Origin of the sequence: Mesorhizobium sp. M2A.F.Ca.ET.042.01.1.1 (genome assembly GCF_003997405.1) — a bacterium.
Taxonomy (GTDB): domain Bacteria; phylum Pseudomonadota; class Alphaproteobacteria; order Rhizobiales; family Rhizobiaceae; genus Mesorhizobium.
Genome location: NZ_RZRX01000148.1, coordinates 1 through 15,839, shown reverse-complemented (window position 1 = coordinate 15,839; position 15,839 = coordinate 1). Strand labels below are relative to the sequence as shown.

At 63.3% G+C, this 15,839-nt stretch carries 16 protein-coding genes and 1 pseudogene; 13 read left to right on the top strand and 4 right to left on the bottom strand.

Annotated elements, in window-relative coordinates; all coding sequences use genetic code 11:
* A pseudogene (locus EOA23_RS21475) lies at nucleotides 1-1,512 on the top strand (hypothetical protein); the annotation flags it as partial.
* Nucleotides 1,513-1,575: 63 nt separating this feature from the next.
* Here the strand turns inward: EOA23_RS21475 and tyrS are convergent.
* Complete coding sequence (gene tyrS / locus EOA23_RS21470) at nucleotides 1,576-2,829, bottom strand: tyrosine--tRNA ligase (RefSeq protein ID WP_127305618.1); 1,254 nt, start codon at nucleotides 2,827-2,829, stop codon at nucleotides 1,576-1,578.
* A 286-nt stretch (nucleotides 2,830-3,115) separates the two neighbouring features.
* Between tyrS and EOA23_RS21465 the strand changes: the two genes are divergently transcribed.
* Nucleotides 3,116-4,759, top strand: coding sequence for a glycosyltransferase family 39 protein (locus tag EOA23_RS21465; protein WP_127305617.1), 1,644 nt, complete (start codon nucleotides 3,116-3,118; stop codon nucleotides 4,757-4,759).
* A 47-nt stretch (nucleotides 4,760-4,806) separates the two neighbouring features.
* Complete coding sequence (locus EOA23_RS21460) at nucleotides 4,807-5,676, top strand: phosphatase PAP2 family protein (protein ID WP_127305616.1); 870 nt, start codon at nucleotides 4,807-4,809, stop codon at nucleotides 5,674-5,676.
* 27 nt (nucleotides 5,677-5,703) lie between these two features.
* Here the strand turns inward: EOA23_RS21460 and EOA23_RS21455 are convergent, their stop codons facing one another.
* The gene (locus tag EOA23_RS21455; RefSeq protein ID WP_027166430.1) at nucleotides 5,704-6,378 is read right to left on the bottom strand and encodes an alpha/beta hydrolase; all 675 of its coding nucleotides are present in this window, start codon (nucleotides 6,376-6,378) and stop codon (nucleotides 5,704-5,706) included.
* Between the two features lie 267 nt (nucleotides 6,379-6,645).
* On the opposite strand from EOA23_RS21455, the gene EOA23_RS21450 reads away from it, so the two are divergent.
* From EOA23_RS21450 to sufA, 9 genes are all read left to right on the top strand, one after another.
* Nucleotides 6,646-7,806, top strand: coding sequence for a cysteine desulfurase family protein (locus EOA23_RS21450; protein WP_127305615.1), 1,161 nt, complete (start codon nucleotides 6,646-6,648; stop codon nucleotides 7,804-7,806).
* Between the two features lie 190 nt (nucleotides 7,807-7,996).
* Nucleotides 7,997-9,520 carry a Fe-S cluster assembly protein SufB gene (gene sufB / locus EOA23_RS21445; protein ID WP_127305614.1) on the top strand — a complete coding sequence of 508 codons (1,524 nt, stop codon included), beginning with the start codon at nucleotides 7,997-7,999 and terminating at the stop codon, nucleotides 9,518-9,520.
* A gap of 8 nt (nucleotides 9,521-9,528) precedes the next feature.
* Entirely contained in the window at nucleotides 9,529-9,765 is a 237-nt protein-coding gene (locus EOA23_RS21440) for a hypothetical protein (RefSeq protein ID WP_127305613.1), read from the top strand.
* Nucleotides 9,762-10,001: a hypothetical protein gene (locus tag EOA23_RS21435; RefSeq protein WP_127305612.1), complete on the top strand. Its 240-nt coding sequence runs from the start codon at nucleotides 9,762-9,764 to the stop codon at nucleotides 9,999-10,001. The genes EOA23_RS21440 and EOA23_RS21435 overlap by 4 nt, the downstream gene beginning before the upstream one ends.
* Nucleotides 10,002-10,034: 33 nt before the next feature.
* Nucleotides 10,035-10,790 carry a Fe-S cluster assembly ATPase SufC gene (sufC, locus tag EOA23_RS21430; RefSeq protein WP_127305611.1) on the top strand — a complete coding sequence of 252 codons (756 nt, stop codon included), beginning with the start codon at nucleotides 10,035-10,037 and terminating at the stop codon, nucleotides 10,788-10,790.
* Nucleotides 10,791-10,815: 25 nt separating this feature from the next.
* A complete protein-coding gene (gene sufD, locus EOA23_RS21425; RefSeq protein WP_127305610.1) occupies nucleotides 10,816-12,087 on the top strand; it encodes a Fe-S cluster assembly protein SufD in 1,272 nt (423 codons plus the stop codon).
* A 104-nt stretch (nucleotides 12,088-12,191) separates the two neighbouring features.
* A complete protein-coding gene (locus tag EOA23_RS21420; RefSeq protein WP_127305609.1) occupies nucleotides 12,192-13,433 on the top strand; it encodes a cysteine desulfurase in 1,242 nt (413 codons plus the stop codon).
* Nucleotides 13,434-13,438: 5 nt separating this feature from the next.
* Nucleotides 13,439-13,831: an SUF system Fe-S cluster assembly protein gene (locus tag EOA23_RS21415; protein ID WP_127305608.1), complete on the top strand. Its 393-nt coding sequence runs from the start codon at nucleotides 13,439-13,441 to the stop codon at nucleotides 13,829-13,831.
* A 93-nt stretch (nucleotides 13,832-13,924) separates the two neighbouring features.
* Nucleotides 13,925-14,305, top strand: coding sequence for a Fe-S cluster assembly scaffold SufA (gene sufA, locus EOA23_RS21410; protein WP_127305607.1), 381 nt, complete (start codon nucleotides 13,925-13,927; stop codon nucleotides 14,303-14,305).
* Nucleotides 14,306-14,324: 19 nt separating this feature from the next.
* Here the strand turns inward: sufA and EOA23_RS21405 are convergent, their stop codons facing one another.
* Entirely contained in the window at nucleotides 14,325-14,741 is a 417-nt protein-coding gene (locus tag EOA23_RS21405; protein WP_127305606.1) for a RidA family protein, read from the bottom strand.
* A 119-nt stretch (nucleotides 14,742-14,860) separates the two neighbouring features.
* Nucleotides 14,861-15,358, bottom strand: coding sequence for a GFA family protein (locus EOA23_RS21400; RefSeq protein WP_127305605.1), 498 nt, complete (start codon nucleotides 15,356-15,358; stop codon nucleotides 14,861-14,863).
* Between the two features lie 90 nt (nucleotides 15,359-15,448).
* Here EOA23_RS21400 and EOA23_RS21395 point away from each other — a divergent pair, with 90 nt between their 5' ends.
* On the top strand, nucleotides 15,449-15,772 hold the full coding sequence (locus EOA23_RS21395) for a TfoX/Sxy family protein (protein ID WP_127305604.1): 324 nt from the start codon (nucleotides 15,449-15,451) through the stop codon (nucleotides 15,770-15,772).
* The last annotated feature ends 67 nt before the right edge of the window (nucleotides 15,773-15,839 follow it).

The window sequence follows — 15,839 nt, the reverse complement described above, 5'->3', positions numbered from 1 at the left end:
GTTACCGGCCACGTCAGGGCGGACATTCCGCTGACGAGGGGCATGGACACCTCCAAGCTCGATTGGCTGGTTTCCCTCGACTATCAGGACTTGTCGCTCGCCAAGCCATTCGAAGACCAGACCGTTACCGAGGCGGACGGCTCGATAACAGTGGGGCCAAAACAGGCGGTGATTTCGGCGGAAGCCAAGCTCAACAGCATTCCGGCCGAGCTCGATCTGGTCGAACCGCTCGCCGATGACGGGCCGGCGCGCAGCCGCAAGGTCACGCTGATCCTCGACGACAAGACGCGCGACGCCAGCATGCCTGGGCTCTCGGACCTGCTTTCGGGAACCATCAAGGTCGCGATCGACAAGAGCGGCGAGGACGCCCAGCAGGTCTCGGCGGACCTGACCAATGCCAGGCTCGACATTCCCTGGGCGGGCTGGAGCAAGGGCGCCGGCATTCCGGCCAAGGTTGCTTTCAATATGGCGAAGTCCGGCAGCACAACCACCCTGTCGGATTTCGCTCTCGACGGAAAAAGCTTTTCGATCGACGGCAATGTGACGCTGGTCAACGGCGCGTTGTCTGCGGCCCGCTTCAGCAAGGTTGCGTTGAACCGAGGCGACGACGTTGCCGTTTCGGTCAAGCGCGCCGGCAAGAGCTACGCGGTCGACGTCAGCGGCGCGTCGCTCGACGCCCGCTCGCTGATCAAGCAGTTCACCTCCGATGTCGACACCGCCACCAAGGGAGCCGGCAGCGACGCGATATCGGTGAGCGCCGATGTGGCATCGTTGACCGGTTTCCACGACGAGGTGCTTTCCAATCTGAAGCTCGAATACAGCGCGGCCGGATCGCGCGTGAACGGGCTCAACGTCACCGCGGCGGCAAGCTCGGGCGCCCCGATCACGATCAACAACACCACCAGCGAAGGCGGCCGGGTGCTCAGGGTGAAGTCGGCCGACGCCGGCGCGATCCTGCGTTTCCTCAACGTCTACGAGCATATGGAAGGCGGCGCGATCACGCTGTCGCTCTCGGGCGCCGCGGACGGGCCGATGAAGGGACAGGTGGATGCCCGCAATTTCTATGTCGTCAACGAGCCCAAGCTCGCCTCGATCGTATCGACCACGCCGGCCGGCGATACACGCAGCCTGAACGAGGCCGTCAAGGGCAATATCGATACGTCCAGGGTGCAGTTCGAGCGCGGCTTCGCCGAGATCGACAAGGGGTCCGGCTATCTGAGGCTGGCGAACGGCCTGCTGCGCGGTCCACGTATCGGCACGACCTTCCAGGGAACGCTCTACGATCCGAACAACAACATGGACATGACCGGCACCTTCATGCCGGTCTACGGGCTGAACCGCATCTTCGGCGAATTGCCGCTGTTCGGGCCGCTGCTCGGCAACGGACGCGACCGCGGCCTGATCGGCGTCACCTACCGGCTGCGCGGCAACGCCAACAAGCCGACCCTCAACGTCAATCCGCTGTCCGTGGTGGCGCCGGGCATATTCCGCTCGATCTTCGAGTACCGGTAAACTCGATCCCGAAAAGCGGTCTCCGGCTTTTGGGAAGGACGGCGATCGAGAAGGCGCGGCCGATCAGATCGGCCGCACCAGCACGTGCTTCTTCTTGCCGAGCGAGAGCTTCACGACGCCTTCAGGACCGAGGTCCTGAAGCGTGACGAGGTGCCGGTCATCGGTCAAGGGCTGGTCGTTGATACGCACCGCGCCGCCTTGGATATGCCGGCGCGCTTCGCCGTTCGAGCCGGCCAGCCCGGCTGTGACGAACAGCGCCAGGATGCCGACCCCGGCTTCGAGGTCAGATTTGGCGACTTCGACGCTGGGCAGCGTGTCGGCGAGCGCGCCTTCCTCGAAGGTCTTGCGCGCCGTCTCGCTTGCCGTCTCGGCCGCCTCGCGGCCGTGCAGCATGGCCGTGATCTCGGTGGCGAGGATTTTCTTCGCCTCATTGATTTCCGAGCCGCCAAGCTTTTCCAGCCGCGCCACCTCGTCTAGCGGCAGCGTGGTGTAAAGCTTCAGGAAGCGGCCGACATCGGCGTCCTCGGTGTTGCGCCAGTACTGCCAGAATTCGTAAGGCGAGACCATGTCGCCGTCGAGCCAGACCGCGCCCGAGGCCGACTTGCCCATCTTGGCGCCCGACGAGGTGGTGAGCAGCGGCGTGGTCATGGCGAAGAGCTGCACGCCCTCCATGCGGTGGCCGAGGTCGATGCCGTTGACGATGTTGCCCCACTGGTCCGAGCCGCCCATCTGCAGCCGGCAGCCGAGGCGCTTGTAGAGCTCGACGAAGTCATAGGACTGCAGGATCATGTAGTTGAATTCGAGGAAGGACAGCGACTGCTCGCGGTCGAGCCTGAGCTTCACGCTGTCGAAGGCGAGCATGCGGTTGACGGAGAAGTGCCGGCCGACGCCGCGCAGGAAATTGACGTAGTTGATCTCCATCAGCCAGTCGGCGTTGTTGACCATGACCGCGTCGCCGGGGCCGCCGCCGAACTTCAGGTAAGGCGCGAAATTGCGGCGGATGCCGACGAGATTGTCCTCGATGTCCTGCGGGGTGAGCAGCTTGCGGGCCTCGTCCTTGAAGGACGGGTCGCCAATCATCGAGGTGCCGCCGCCCATTAGCGCGATTGGCCGGTGGCCGGTCTGCTGCAGCCAGTGCAGCATCATGATCTGGATCAGCGATCCGGCATGCAGACTCCGGGCCGTGGCGTCGAAGCCGATATAGGCGCTTACCGTTTCCTTGGCGAAAAGCTGGTCGAGGGCGGATTCGTCCGAAATCTGGTGGATGAAACCGCGTTCGCTCATGATGCGCAGGAAATCGGATTTGAAGGCGGACATTTGTTCTTCCTGGAGGTCGCCGGGCACTTGGCCATGCTTGAAATGAAGGCGCGCGTTTAGCATCCAAGCGCGATCAGCAAAAGTGGTTTCCGGTTTTGCGTCCGATCGCGCTTCAACTGGGCAACCCAGCGATCAGCAAAAGTGGTTTCCGGTTTTGCGTACGGTCCCGCGCGGCACCGCTATCCTTGCTTCACCCTTTTTGCTGGCGTAATGAAGCGCCGCGCAAATACAGGCGCCATGCCGCGACGGGGCCATCCCGCAGTTTCAGATCGGACGAGCTCCCGCGATGAACAGGAACTACATTCTCCTCTTTGTGTTCAGCATCGTCATGACCGTCAGCGGGTTGGCCAGCCTGCCGCCGGTGGACCGCGACGAATCCCGCTTCGTCCAGGCGACCAAGCAGATGGTCGAGACGGGTGACTATGTGGACATCCGCCTGCAGGACGTCACGCGCTACAAGAAGCCTATCGGCATCTATTGGCTGCAGTCGGCGGCGGTGGCGCTGAGCGGCGAGGGGGCGGCGGCGCCGATCTGGATATATCGCCTGGTCTCGATGCTGGGCATCGCGATCGCGGTCGTCGGCATCGGCTGGACCGGGACAAAGCTCTTCGGCGCCAATGCCGGGCTCGCCGCCGGCCTGATGATGGCGGCGATCTTCGCCACCGCCTTCGAGGGACGCGACGCCAAGACCGACGCGATGCTTCTCGCCTGCTGCGTGATCGCGCAAGGCGCGCTGGCGCAGGTCTATTGGGCGGCAAAGCGCAGCGAGCCGGTGCCCGGTCATCTGCCCTGGATCTTCTGGATCGCGCAGGGCTTGGGCGTCCTCATCAAGGGGCCTGTCTCGCCGTTCTTATCGCTGCTGACGGCCGCGGCGCTCATTGCCTTCGACCGTGACTGGCGCTGGCTGCTGAAGATGAAGCTGGTGCGCGGCGTCCTGATCGTGCTCGCGATCGTGCTGCCGTGGCTGATCCTCATCACCTGGAAGAGCGGCGGCGCCTTCTTCCAGGAGGCGGTCGGCAAGGACATGCTGAACAAGGTGGCGCAGGGCGAGGAATCGCACGGCCTGCCGCCCGGCTTCTACATGCTCACCTATTCGCTGTTCATGTGGCCGTTCGGGCTGATCGCTGTCGGCGCCGGGCTGCAGGCGATCAACCGGTTCTGGGGCGATCCGCGGCTGCGCTTCTGCCTGGCCTGGTACATCCCGTTCTGGCTGGTCTTCGAGGCGATCCCGACCAAGCTGCCGCATTATGTCATGCCGGCCTATCCGGGCATGGCGCTTTTGATCGGCTGGCTGCTCACCTTGCCGGCGGACCAGGCCAACGCGCCGCTGAAGCGCTGGCAGACATGGCTGTGGTGGGCGACCGCCTTCGGCCTTGCCGTGGTGGCGATCGGCCTCGCCGTGGTCTGCGTCGGCGCGCCGCTCTATCTCGCCAAGACTTTCTCCTGGTGGAGCATATCGGCGGCGATCGCCGCTCTTGTCACCGGCTATCTCGCTTTCCCCAGGCAGTTGCAGGTGTCGCTTGGCCGCATCGCCGCGATCGCGGTCGGCGCCGGCGTCACCTTCAGCCTGCTGTTCGGGGTCATCGCGCCGTCGCTGAAGCCGATCTGGCTTAGCCCCGCGATCAAGACTGCGGTCGACGCCAACCGCCTTTGCGACAGCACCGTGCTTGCCTCGGCGAAATTCCAGGAGCCGAGCCTGGTCTTCCTGGTCGGCACCAAGACCGTGCTCACCGACGTCGAGGGCGTGGCGCGGCATCTGCTCGACGATCCGTCCTGCGCGCTCGGCCTGGCGCCGATCAAGGACGAGCAGAAGCTTGCCGATGTGCTGACCGCCCAGGGCAAGTCGGCCAAGCGGCTGACCGAGATCGACGGCATCAACTATTCGTCAGGAGACAAGCTTGCGCTCGGGCTTTACCGGGTGGCGCCGTGATGAATAGCCTCAGGCATCGAATGCCCCTATAGACTCGCGCCAAAGCCATGTCCGCCGCGCCCTTTGCCCTTTACCGCCGCTCGCTCGGCAATTTCCGCGATACGATGTCGATCGTGATGCGACGCTTTGCCGTGCGGCCGGCGCGCTATCCGCGAATCCTATGGAGCGTCTGGCTCATAGCCTGGGTGCTGCTCATCATTGCGACCTTCCTGCGCCTCGACGCCGGCGCGGGGGAGATGCGCGGCGAATGGTCACCCGGCTTCGTGCGCTTCACCGATTTCTTCACGCAGTTCGGCCTCGGCGGGTGGTACCTCATTCCGTCAGCGCTCTGCCTCGTCGCCGCCAATCTGACGGATTGGCGCGGCCTTTCCCGGCAAGGCCGGATGCTGGTCTACAACTGGACGTGCTTCGCCTTCCTGGTGCTCTGCGCCGTCGGCCTGTCCGGTCTCGCGGTCAACCTGTTGAAATACGGCATCGGCCGGGCCCGGCCGCTTTATTTCGACAGCTTCGGCGTCCTGTCGCTGCATCCTTTCGCCATGGATGCGCGCTTCGCCGGCTTTCCGTCCGGCCATGCCACGACGATGGGCGCGGTGTTCGGCATCCTGCTGCTTTTGTTCCCGCGGCGCTGGTATGTCGCGCTGGCGGTCACCGCCTGCATCGCCTCGACCCGCGTCTTCGTTGGCGCGCATTATCCAAGCGACACGGTCGCGGGCTTCGGCCTAGGGCTGGCGTTTGCTGTTGCCTCGGGGCTGGTGTTCGCTCGGCTCGGTTTCATCTTCGGCCAGACAAGCGCGAAGCTGCCGATGCGCAAGCGGACATTCCGGCTGGCACCCTCCCGCGCGCCGAGAGGCAGGGTTTCGATGGCCGGCCCGGTCGAAGGCGGCGAGATCGGCGCCGACCGGACGCCAACCCATTAAAGCGCTTCGACCGTACAGCTGTCCTGCTTAGCGCAGGCGCTTTGGCCGTGGATCCGCGAGTTCGCCGGCGAGGCGCCGGTCGAGATAGTCGGCACATTCCTGGATCAGCAGCTCGGAATCGTTGGCGAAGAAATGGTTGGCGCCGGGCAGCGTCTTCTGCGTGATGGTGATGCCCTTTTGCGTGTGAAGCTTGTCGACCAGCCCCTGCACGTCCTTGGGCGGCGCCACCTTGTCGGCATCGCCATGGATGATCAGGCCGGATGACGGGCAGGGCGCCAGGAATGAGAAATCATAGGTGTTAGGCTGCGGCGCGACCGAGATGAAGCCCTCGATCTCCGGCCGGCGCATCAGAAGCTGCATGCCGATCCACGAGCCGAAGGAATAGCCGGCGACCCAGCAGCTCTTGGAATCCGGATGCAGCGACTGCACCCAGTCGAGCGCCGCGGCCGCGTCCGACAATTCGCCGGTGCCGTGGTCGAACTCGCCCTGGCTGCGGCCGATGCCGCGGAAATTGAAGCGCAGCACGGTGAAATCGCGCTTTTGGAACATGTAGAAGAGGTCGTAGACGATCTTGTTGTTCATCGTGCCGCCGAATTGCGGGTGCGGATGCAGCACGATGGCGATCGGCGCGCTCTTTTCCTTAGAGGGCTGATAGCGTCCCTCCAGGCGACCAGCCGGACCGGCGAAAATGACCTCAGGCATAAAATACTCCACGTGGCATATGAATGCGCTAGCCCGGAACTCTTTCGGCCCTGACTGTCCTGCGGCCCCAAACCTTCTGTGGCCTTGACGCCGGGCGAGCGTCTTCCTAGAAGCTAGTTTAGAATTGTTCAAAACTGGGAGGCCGAAACCCGATGGTCCGGCCGCCCGCGCCGCAAGCCGGGTAAATAGGACGGCTTGCCTTGCAATTTCAAGGAAATAACGCGCTATCCTCGCGGGATAGTTGGCGGAAGGACGAACTGAGCGAAAATGGCCGCAACCCGCGCCTATCTCGACTACAACGCCAGCGCGCCGCTCATTGCGGAAGCGCGGGCGGCGATGGTCGCCGCGCTCGATGCCGCCAACCCGTCATCTGTCCACACGGAAGGGCGCGCCGCGCGCCGGCTTGTCGATGACGCGCGCCGCGACGTGGCGCGGCTGGTGAATGCCAAGCCAGAGCATGTCGTCTTCACATCCGGCGCCACCGAGGCCGCCTCGACGCTGCTTACGCCGGACTGGCAGATGGGGCGCGGCGCTATCCGCATGAGCCATCTCTACGTCTCGGCGGCCGATCATCCCTGCATCCTGAATGGCGGGCGCTTCGCGCCGGCGCAGGTGACGAGGATCGGTGTCGACCGGAACGGCATTGCCGATCCCGAGGCGCTTGCCGCCGCGCTCGCCCAGCATGACAAGGCGGCCGGCCTGCCGCTGGTGGCGATCCACGCCGCCAACAATGAAACCGGCGTAGTCCAGCCGGTCGGTCGCATCGCCGAGATTGCCAAGGCCGCCGGCGGAGTGCTGGTTGTCGACGCCGTGCAGGCCGCCGGGCGGATTCCGCTCGATATGTCAGGCCCTTATGCCGATTATCTGATCCTGTCCTCGCACAAGATCGGCGGCCCCAAGGGCGTCGGTGCGATCGTCGCCGCGTCCGACCTGATGATGCCGCGGCCGCTGGTCAATGGCGGCGGCCAGGAGAAGGGCCATCGCGCTGGCACGGAAAACGTCGCCGGGATCGCCGGGTTCGGCGCCGCGGCGCGGGCAGCACATGCGGGCTTGGACGACATGGACGCCGTTGCGCGCCGACGCGACGAGGTCGAAGCCATCGTGACCGAACTGGCGCCGGACGCGGAAATCTTCGGAAATAGCGCTCAGAGGCTTGCCAACACGACATTCTTCGCTATTCCCGGCATCAAGGCCGAGACGGCGCAGATCGCCTTCGATCTTGCCGGCGTCGCGTTGTCGGCGGGCTCGGCCTGCTCGTCGGGAAAGGTCGGGCCAAGCCATGTGCTGAAGGCCATGGGCCATGGCGACAGTCTGGGCGCCTTGCGGATCTCGATCGGCCGCGCGACCGGCGCCGAGGACATCGCGGCCTTCCGGGCCGCGCTGGCCGGCATCGTCGCCCGCCGCGCGGGCAAAGAACAAGCCGCCTGACGGCGGCGAAGACGAATTCAGGCCTCGCGGCCTGGTAGAGCCGTGCGTTTTGTTCTGGCCGGGTGAATTTCCGGTGGACACGCACTATATGGAGCTTACTCCGCTGCGCGTCCCTGCCGGGATGCGGTCTCAGCGGTGCCATAGTTTGAAAACTGTCGGGCCTTGACCCCGGCGTGGATGGAGAACGCTTATGCCTGCTGTGCAGGAGACGATCGATCGAGTCCGAAAGATCGACGTCGACCAGTATAAATACGGATTCCAGACAGAGATCGAGATGGACAAGGCCCCGAAGGGCCTTAGCGAGGATATCATTCGCTTCATCTCGGCCAAGAAGGATGAGCCGGACTGGATGCTCGAATGGCGTCTGGAGGCCTATCGCCGTTGGCTGACGCTGGAAGAGCCGACCTGGGCGCGCGTCCACTATCCGAAGATCGACTTCCAGGACATCTATTACTACGCCGCGCCGAAGAGCACGCCGGGGCCGAAGTCGCTGAGCGAAGTCGACCCTGAACTGCTCAAGGTCTACGAGAAGCTCGGCATTCCGCTCAAGGAGCAGGAAATCCTGGCCGGCGTGCAGAAGCCTGCAGCTGTTGACGCGGACGAGGAAGAGGTCGGCGACAATGTCTACAAGTCCGGCCGCGTCGCGGTCGATGCCGTGTTCGATTCCGTTTCGGTGGTCACCACCTTCAAGGAAGAGCTCGCCAAGGCGGGCGTCATCTTCTGCTCGATCTCGGAAGCGATCCGCGAGCATCCGGAACTGGTGAAGAAATATCTGGGCTCGGTCGTGCCGACCTCGGACAATTTCTACGCGACGCTGAATTCGGCTGTGTTCACCGACGGCTCGTTCGTCTTCGTGCCCAAGGGCGTGCGCTGCCCGATGGAGCTGTCGACCTATTTCCGCATCAACGAGAAGAACACCGGCCAGTTCGAGCGCACGCTGATCATCGCCGAGGAGGGGGCTTACGTCTCCTATCTCGAAGGCTGCACGGCGCCGCAGCGCGACGAGAACCAGCTGCATGCGGCGGTGGTCGAGCTGGTCGCGCTCGACGACGCTGAGATCAAATACTCGACGGTGCAGAACTGGTACCCCGGCGACGCCGAGGGTAAGGGCGGCATTTACAATTTCGTCACCAAGCGCGGCGACTGCCGCGGCGACCGCTCGAAGATTTCGTGGACCCAGGTCGAGACCGGCTCGGCCATCACCTGGAAATATCCGAGCTGCATCCTGCGCGGCGACGATTCCTCGGGCGAGTTCTATTCGATCGCGGTCTCGAACGGCTACCAGCAGGTCGATAGCGGCACCAAGATGATCCATCTCGGCAAGAATACGTCGAGCCGCATCATCTCCAAGGGCATCGCCGCCGGGTTCTCGCAGAACACCTATCGCGGCCAGGTCTCGGCGCATCGCAAGGCGGCCAACGCGCGCAACTTCACCAATTGCGACTCGCTGCTGATCGGCGACCAGTGCGGCGCGCACACCGTGCCCTACATGGAAGCCAAGAACGCGACGGCGAAGTTCGAGCACGAGGCGACGACCTCGAAGATCTCCGAGGACCAGAAGTTCTATGTCATGCAGCGCGGCATCCCCGAGGAAGAGGCGATCGCGCTGATCGTCAACGGCTTCGTCAAGGATGTCATCCAGCAGCTGCCGATGGAGTTCGCCGTCGAGGCGCAGAAGCTGATCGGCATCAGCCTCGAGGGGAGTGTCGGGTAACTGGGAAGATGCTGAAGGTTTTTGGAAACATCTTGGTGGGGTCGCTGGCGCTAGCGCTGTTTGTGGCAATCGCAGGCGCGATCGCGGCGCTTGTTGGCTCTATCGGTGAGTTTCCAACCCTGAAGCAGTTGGGTGGCTCAGTCTCTATCCTCGGCGTGTTTGGTTTTTTTGCTGCCTTTGTTCTGTTTCGTTTCGTCGCCCGGATCAGGCCGCAGAGCAAAGCTGGCAGCGGGAGTGTCGAATGACCGGAGATAAATGGTTCAGGCCGAAACGTTTCGACTACGGTGCCACGCCAGACAACTGGAAAGGCTGGGCCTTCATGGTCGTCTACATCGCGATCGTCGTCGCGCTTTCGCTGATGCTTATTCACGAGGGCGCCGCCGCCTGGCTGGTCGTCCTCATCGTCGTCGCCCTGACGGGCGCAACCATCCCGCTCATCAAGGCCAAGACGGACGGCGACTGGCGCTGGCGTTGGCATTGAATTTGAACGGACATCTTTTGGAACGGAACGAAAATGCTTGAGATCAAGAATTTGCATGCCCGCATCGTCGATGATGGCACCGAGATCATCCGCGGCTTGAACCTGACGGTGAAAGCCGGCGAGGTCGCCGCGATCATGGGCCCGAACGGCTCGGGCAAGTCGACACTGTCCTACATTCTCGCAGGCCGCGAGGACTATGAGGTCACCGAGGGCGACATCCTCTATAACGGCCAGTCGATCCTCGATATGGATCCGGCCGAGCGCGCCACGGCGGGCATCTTCCTCGCTTTCCAGTATCCGATGGAGATACCGGGCGTGGCGACCATGGAATTCCTGAAGGTGGCGATGAACGAGCAGCGCAAGGCGCGCGGCGAGGAGCCGCTCAAGGTGCCGGAGTTCCTCAAGCGCGTGAAGGAAGCGGCGGCCTCGCTGAGCATGGACATGAACATGCTGAAGCGGCCGCTCAATGTTGGCTTCTCCGGCGGCGAGAAGAAGCGCGCCGAGATCCTGCAGATGAAGCTGCTGGAGCCAAAACTCTGCGTGCTCGACGAGACCGATTCCGGTCTCGACATCGACGCGCTGAAGATCGTGTCCGATGGCGTCAACGCGCTGCGTTCGCCGGAGCGCGCCATCGTCGTCATCACCCACTACCAGCGCCTGCTCGAGCACATCGTGCCGGATTCGGTGCACGTGCTCTACAAGGGCCAGGTCATCAAGTCGGGCGACAAGTCGCTGGCGCTAGATCTCGAGGCCAACGGCTATGCCGGCGTGATCGGCGAAGCCGCGTGAGATGGGAGCGGTCGAGGCGAAAGTCATGAACATGCATGCACAGCCCCAGCGCACCTTGGCCGAGACGGCGCTGATCGACGCCTTTGGCGAGCGGCTGTCGCAACTGCCCGGCGACGGCGCGGTGATGGTCAAGCGCGACGACGCGATCGAGGCGATCAAGCACGGCCTGCCGACGCGCCGCGTCGAATCCTGGCATTACACGGACCTGCGCCGGTTGCTGACCAACGTGCCGGCTTTCGAAGCCGACGCCGTGGCCAAGGCACTTGCGCCGGTTCTTGAAGGGTCGGCCGTGCTGCCTGTGCTGAACGGAGTCTCACAGACGAAGCTGCCGGAGGTCGAAGGCGTCACCGTGCAGCGCTTGTCGGAAAAGCTGACCGACGGGAGCGTTGCGCCGGGACTCGATCCCTATGGCGACGACGACGCGATCGGCGCTCTCAACACTGCTTTCGTCGCCGACGGCTATTTCGTCGATATCGCCGACGGCGCCGAGCTGGAAAAGCCGATCGAATTGCAGAATTTGCAGGCCGGCGGCCAGTCGCATGTGCGGCTGTTGACGCGTGTCGGGGCCGGCGCCAAGGCGGTGATCGTCGAGCGCCAGACGGGCGAGGGCGACGAGGCGCTCGTCTCGTCGGTCAGCCAGCTCGTGGTCGGCGACGGCGCGGAGGTGACCTGGCTGATCGTGCAGGAGCAGCCGGACACGGCCACGCATCTCGCCCAGTTCAAGGCGCATATCGGCAAGGACGCCAAGCTGACCCTGTTCGTGATGAATGCCGGCGGTAAGCTCGTTCGCCAGGAAGTCGTCGTCAGGACGACCGGCGAGGGCGCCGATTTCAAATTGCGCGGCATCAACCTTCTAGCCGGCGACACGCATACCGACACCACCATGGTGCTCGACCATGCGGTGCCGCATACCACTTCGACGGAAGTGATGCGCAACGTGGTGACCGGGAAGGCGCGGGGCGTCTTCCAGGGTCGCATCAACGTGCATCAATACGCGCAGAAGACCAACGCCAAGATGGCCTGCAACACGCTGCTGCTGTCGGACGACGGCGAGTTCTCGACCAAGCCGGAGCTCGAGATCTTCGCCGACGACGTCGTCTGCGGCCATGGCGCGACGGTCACCGAGATCGACCACAACCATCTGTTCTACCTGATGGCGCGCGGCATCGACGAGAAATCGGCGCGCGGCCTGCTGGTGAAGGCTTTCGTTGCCGAAGTGATCGAGGAACTGGACGACGAGGCGCTGGTCGAAGCGCTGGAAGAGCGGCTGGACGGCTGGTTTTCGACGCACGGCTAGCGCCTAACCTTCTCCCCTTGTGGGAGAAGGTGGATTGGCGCGCAGCGCCGAGACGGATGAGGGGTGTTGGAAGGATCGCGGCCTTGGCCGGCAAGGACTTGGAAATGGACCAGAAGATCGAAACCACCCCTTATGACGTCGAAGCGATCCGCCGCGACTTCCCGATCCTGTCGCGCCAGGTCTATGGCAAGCCGCTGGTCTATCTCGACAACGGCGCCTCGGCGCAGAAGCCGCAGGTGGTGCTCGACACCATCCAGCACGCCTATTCCCAGGAATATGCCAACGTCCATCGCGGCCTCCATTTTTTGTCGAACGCCGCGACCGACGCCTATGAGAATGCGCGCAAGTCGGTGCAGCGGTTTCTCAATGCGCCCAGCACCGACAACATCGTCTTTACCTCCAACACGACCTCGGCGATCAACACGGTCGCCTATGGTTGGGGCATGCCGCGGATCGGCGAGGGCGACGAGATCGTGCTGTCGATCATGGAGCACCACTCCAATATCGTGCCGTGGCATTTCATCCGCGAGCGGCAGGGCGCCAAGCTGGTCTGGGTGCCGGTCGACGATCTCGGCGCCTTCCATATCGAGGAATTCGAGAAGCGCCTGACTGACCGCACCAAGCTGGTCGCCATCACGCAGATGTCCAACGCGCTGGGCACGGTGACGCCGATCAAGGAGATCGTGCGCATCGCGCATGCGCGTGGCATTCCGGTATTGGTCGACGGTAGCCAGAGCGCGGTGCACATGCCGATCGACGTGCAGGATCTCGACTGCGATTTCTTCGCCTTCACCGGTCACAAGGTCTACGGCCCATCGGGCATCGGCGTGCTCTACGGCAAGAAGGACAGGCTGGAAGAGATGCGGCCCTTCATGGGCGGCGGTGAGATGATCGAGGAGGTGACGGAGGACATCGTCACCTATAACGAGCCACCGCACCGTTTCGAGGCTGGCACGCCGCCGATCGTGCAGGCGATTGGGCTCGGCGCCGCGTTGGACTATATGGAAAAGGTGGGCCGCGAGCGCATCGCAGTACATGAGGCGGACCTCAAGACGTACGCGCATGAGCGGCTGCGGGCCATCAACTCGCTGCGCATCTTCGGCGACGCGCCCGGCAAGGGCGCCATCATCTCGTTCGAATTGCAGGGCATCCATGCGCATGACGTGTCGATGGTGATCGATAGGCAGGGTGTCGCGGTCCGCGCCGGCACGCATTGCGCCCAGCCGCTGTTGAAACGCTTCGGTGTCACCTCCACATGCAGGGCATCGTTCGGCATGTATAATACCAGAGCCGAAGTCGACGCTTTGGCCGAGGCGCTGGAAAAGGCGCGAAAGTTCTTCGGGTGATAATGATGAACGATGTGAGCACGACCCAAGAGACTGGTCCGGAAACGGTTAGCAACGGCATCGTCTCCGCTTCGGCGATCCCCGCCGACGAGCTGGCGCGGCTGACCGACGACATCGTCTCGGCGCTGAAGACGGTCTACGACCCGGAAATCCCGGCCGATATCTATGAGCTCGGCCTTGTCTACAAGATCGACATCGAGGACGACCGTTCGGTCAAGATCGACATGACCCTGACCGCGCCGGGCTGTCCGGTGGCCGGCGAAATGCCGGGATGGGTCGAGAATGCCGTCGGCGCCGTCGAGGGCGTTTCCGGCGTCGAGGTTTCAATGGTGTTCGATCCGCCATGGACGCCTGACCGGATGTCGGAAGAGGCGCAGGTGGCGGTCGGGTGGTATTGAGGCTGATACCCTTGCGCCAGTGGTAAAACTTCACCATTTTAGGTGAGAATCATTCGGCAGGCCTTGAACCTGCAGGGAATGGAGAAGGAAAGCATGGGACGCTTCGCCGTCATCACGATGACCGACAAGGCCGCCGACCGGGTGCGCGAGATCGTGGCTGCGCGCGACAACGCGCATGGCATCCGGCTCGGCATCAAGAAGGGCGGCTGCGCCGGCATGGAATACACCGTCGACCTGGTGACTGAGCCGAACCCCAAGGACGACCATATCGAGCGTGACGGCGCGAATGTCTATGTCGCGCCGGAAGCGGCACTTTTCCTGTTCGGCACCGAGATGGATTTCGAGCAGACGACGCTGCGTACCGGCTTCACCTTCAAGAATCCGAACCAGAGCTCGGCCTGCGGCTGCGGCGAATCCGTCGAATTGAAGCCGGCCGACCTCAAGGCGCTTGCCGAGGCGCGCGCCTCGGCCTGAGGAATTCCTGGCGCGCTGCTCAGTTCGGCAGTGCAGCGATCACAACAAGCTCCACCACCAGGTCTGGTTGCGCCAGGGCGGCGACGCCGATCACTTCCGATGGCGGCGGGTTGTTGTAGCTGCAGTGCTTCGGGCAATGTTCGGCAAAGAATTCGTCCAGCACGTCCAGACGGAAGTTGGGTGAGCTGAGGACGCCGCCGCAGGGAAACGGCCCTTTGACGTAGAACGTCACCTTGACCAGATGGTCGAGCGAGCTGCCAAGTTCCTCCAGATCGGATTTGATATTTGCAAGGATTTCGCGCCACTGCGCTGGCGCGTCGCCGACAGCGCCGCCCTGGTGTTTCGACGGATCGTAGTCGTCGACGGTGGCGGTGTTGCCGGACAGAAAAACGTATCCCTTCGTGTCCGAGACGACGGTGCCCTTGCCCCAAGGCATCAAACGATCGCCTTTGAATTTCTTGTGCGTCGCAAGTTCATTTCGGCCTCCTGTCGCCAGATGGTTGTCTTGATGCAGTTCCGGGCGGAAAACCGATGGGCAGTTGTGCTGGAACTGCTCTAATCAACCCACATGCCTGTCCGCTTGTGCCAGTCGGCGATCGATTCCTCTGGATAGACCTCGAACACCTTGTCCTTCTTGCCGACCACCGGCTCGACCCAATTCGCCTTATATTTCAGCATCAGATGCACCTTTTCCGGCGGTTTCGGCAGGTCGGTGTCGATCGCCGAGGCGAAGGGATGCACAAGCTCTGGCCAGGTCGGGTCGTAGAGCCAGAGCGCCGAGCCGCATTTGCGGCAGAAGTTGCGCTCGCCGGTCGAGACCTCGCAATGCGGATGCTCGTCGTCCTCGATCTCGGCGCGATAGACGCCGAGGCTGCGCTTGCCCGTGATTTTCAAAGTTTCGTAGTCGGCGCCGAGATTGATGGCGAAACCGCCGCCGCCCTGCTGCTTGCGGCAGATCGAGCAGTAGCAGAGCATGAACGGCACCGGCGTATGGCTTTCCACCTCGAAGCGGACGGCGCCGCAGCGGCAGGAGCCTTTGAGCAGGACAGGCATGGCGGGAACTCCGTTTTCCAGATCTCAACCTGTCAGCATGCCTTTGGTTGCGGCGATGACAAGGCCGATGGCGGATGAGATGATCGCGCCATGGATAATACGCGCCTTGAAGAACTGTTCGAAAGCCTGGGCCCGATCAGCATCCGAAAACTGTTCGGCGGCAAGGGCATCTATTGCGATGGCGTCCTCGTCGCGGTGGTGGTGCGCGGCGAACTGATGCTCAAGGCGGATGAGGAAACCATTCCCGATTTCGAGGCCGCCGGCTGCAGCCAGTGGACCTATACCGGCTCGCGCCACGGCAAGGTGGTGGCGATGCCCTATTGGAGCGTTCCCGACGAGGCGTTCGACGATCCGGATGAGATGGCCGTGTGGGCACGGCGGGCCTATGATGCGGGAAGACGGGCGGGGGAGTGATTTGATCCGTTATTGAAGACTACGAAGGGCACGTCGAGGCCGCCCCCTCATCCGGCCGCTTCGCGGC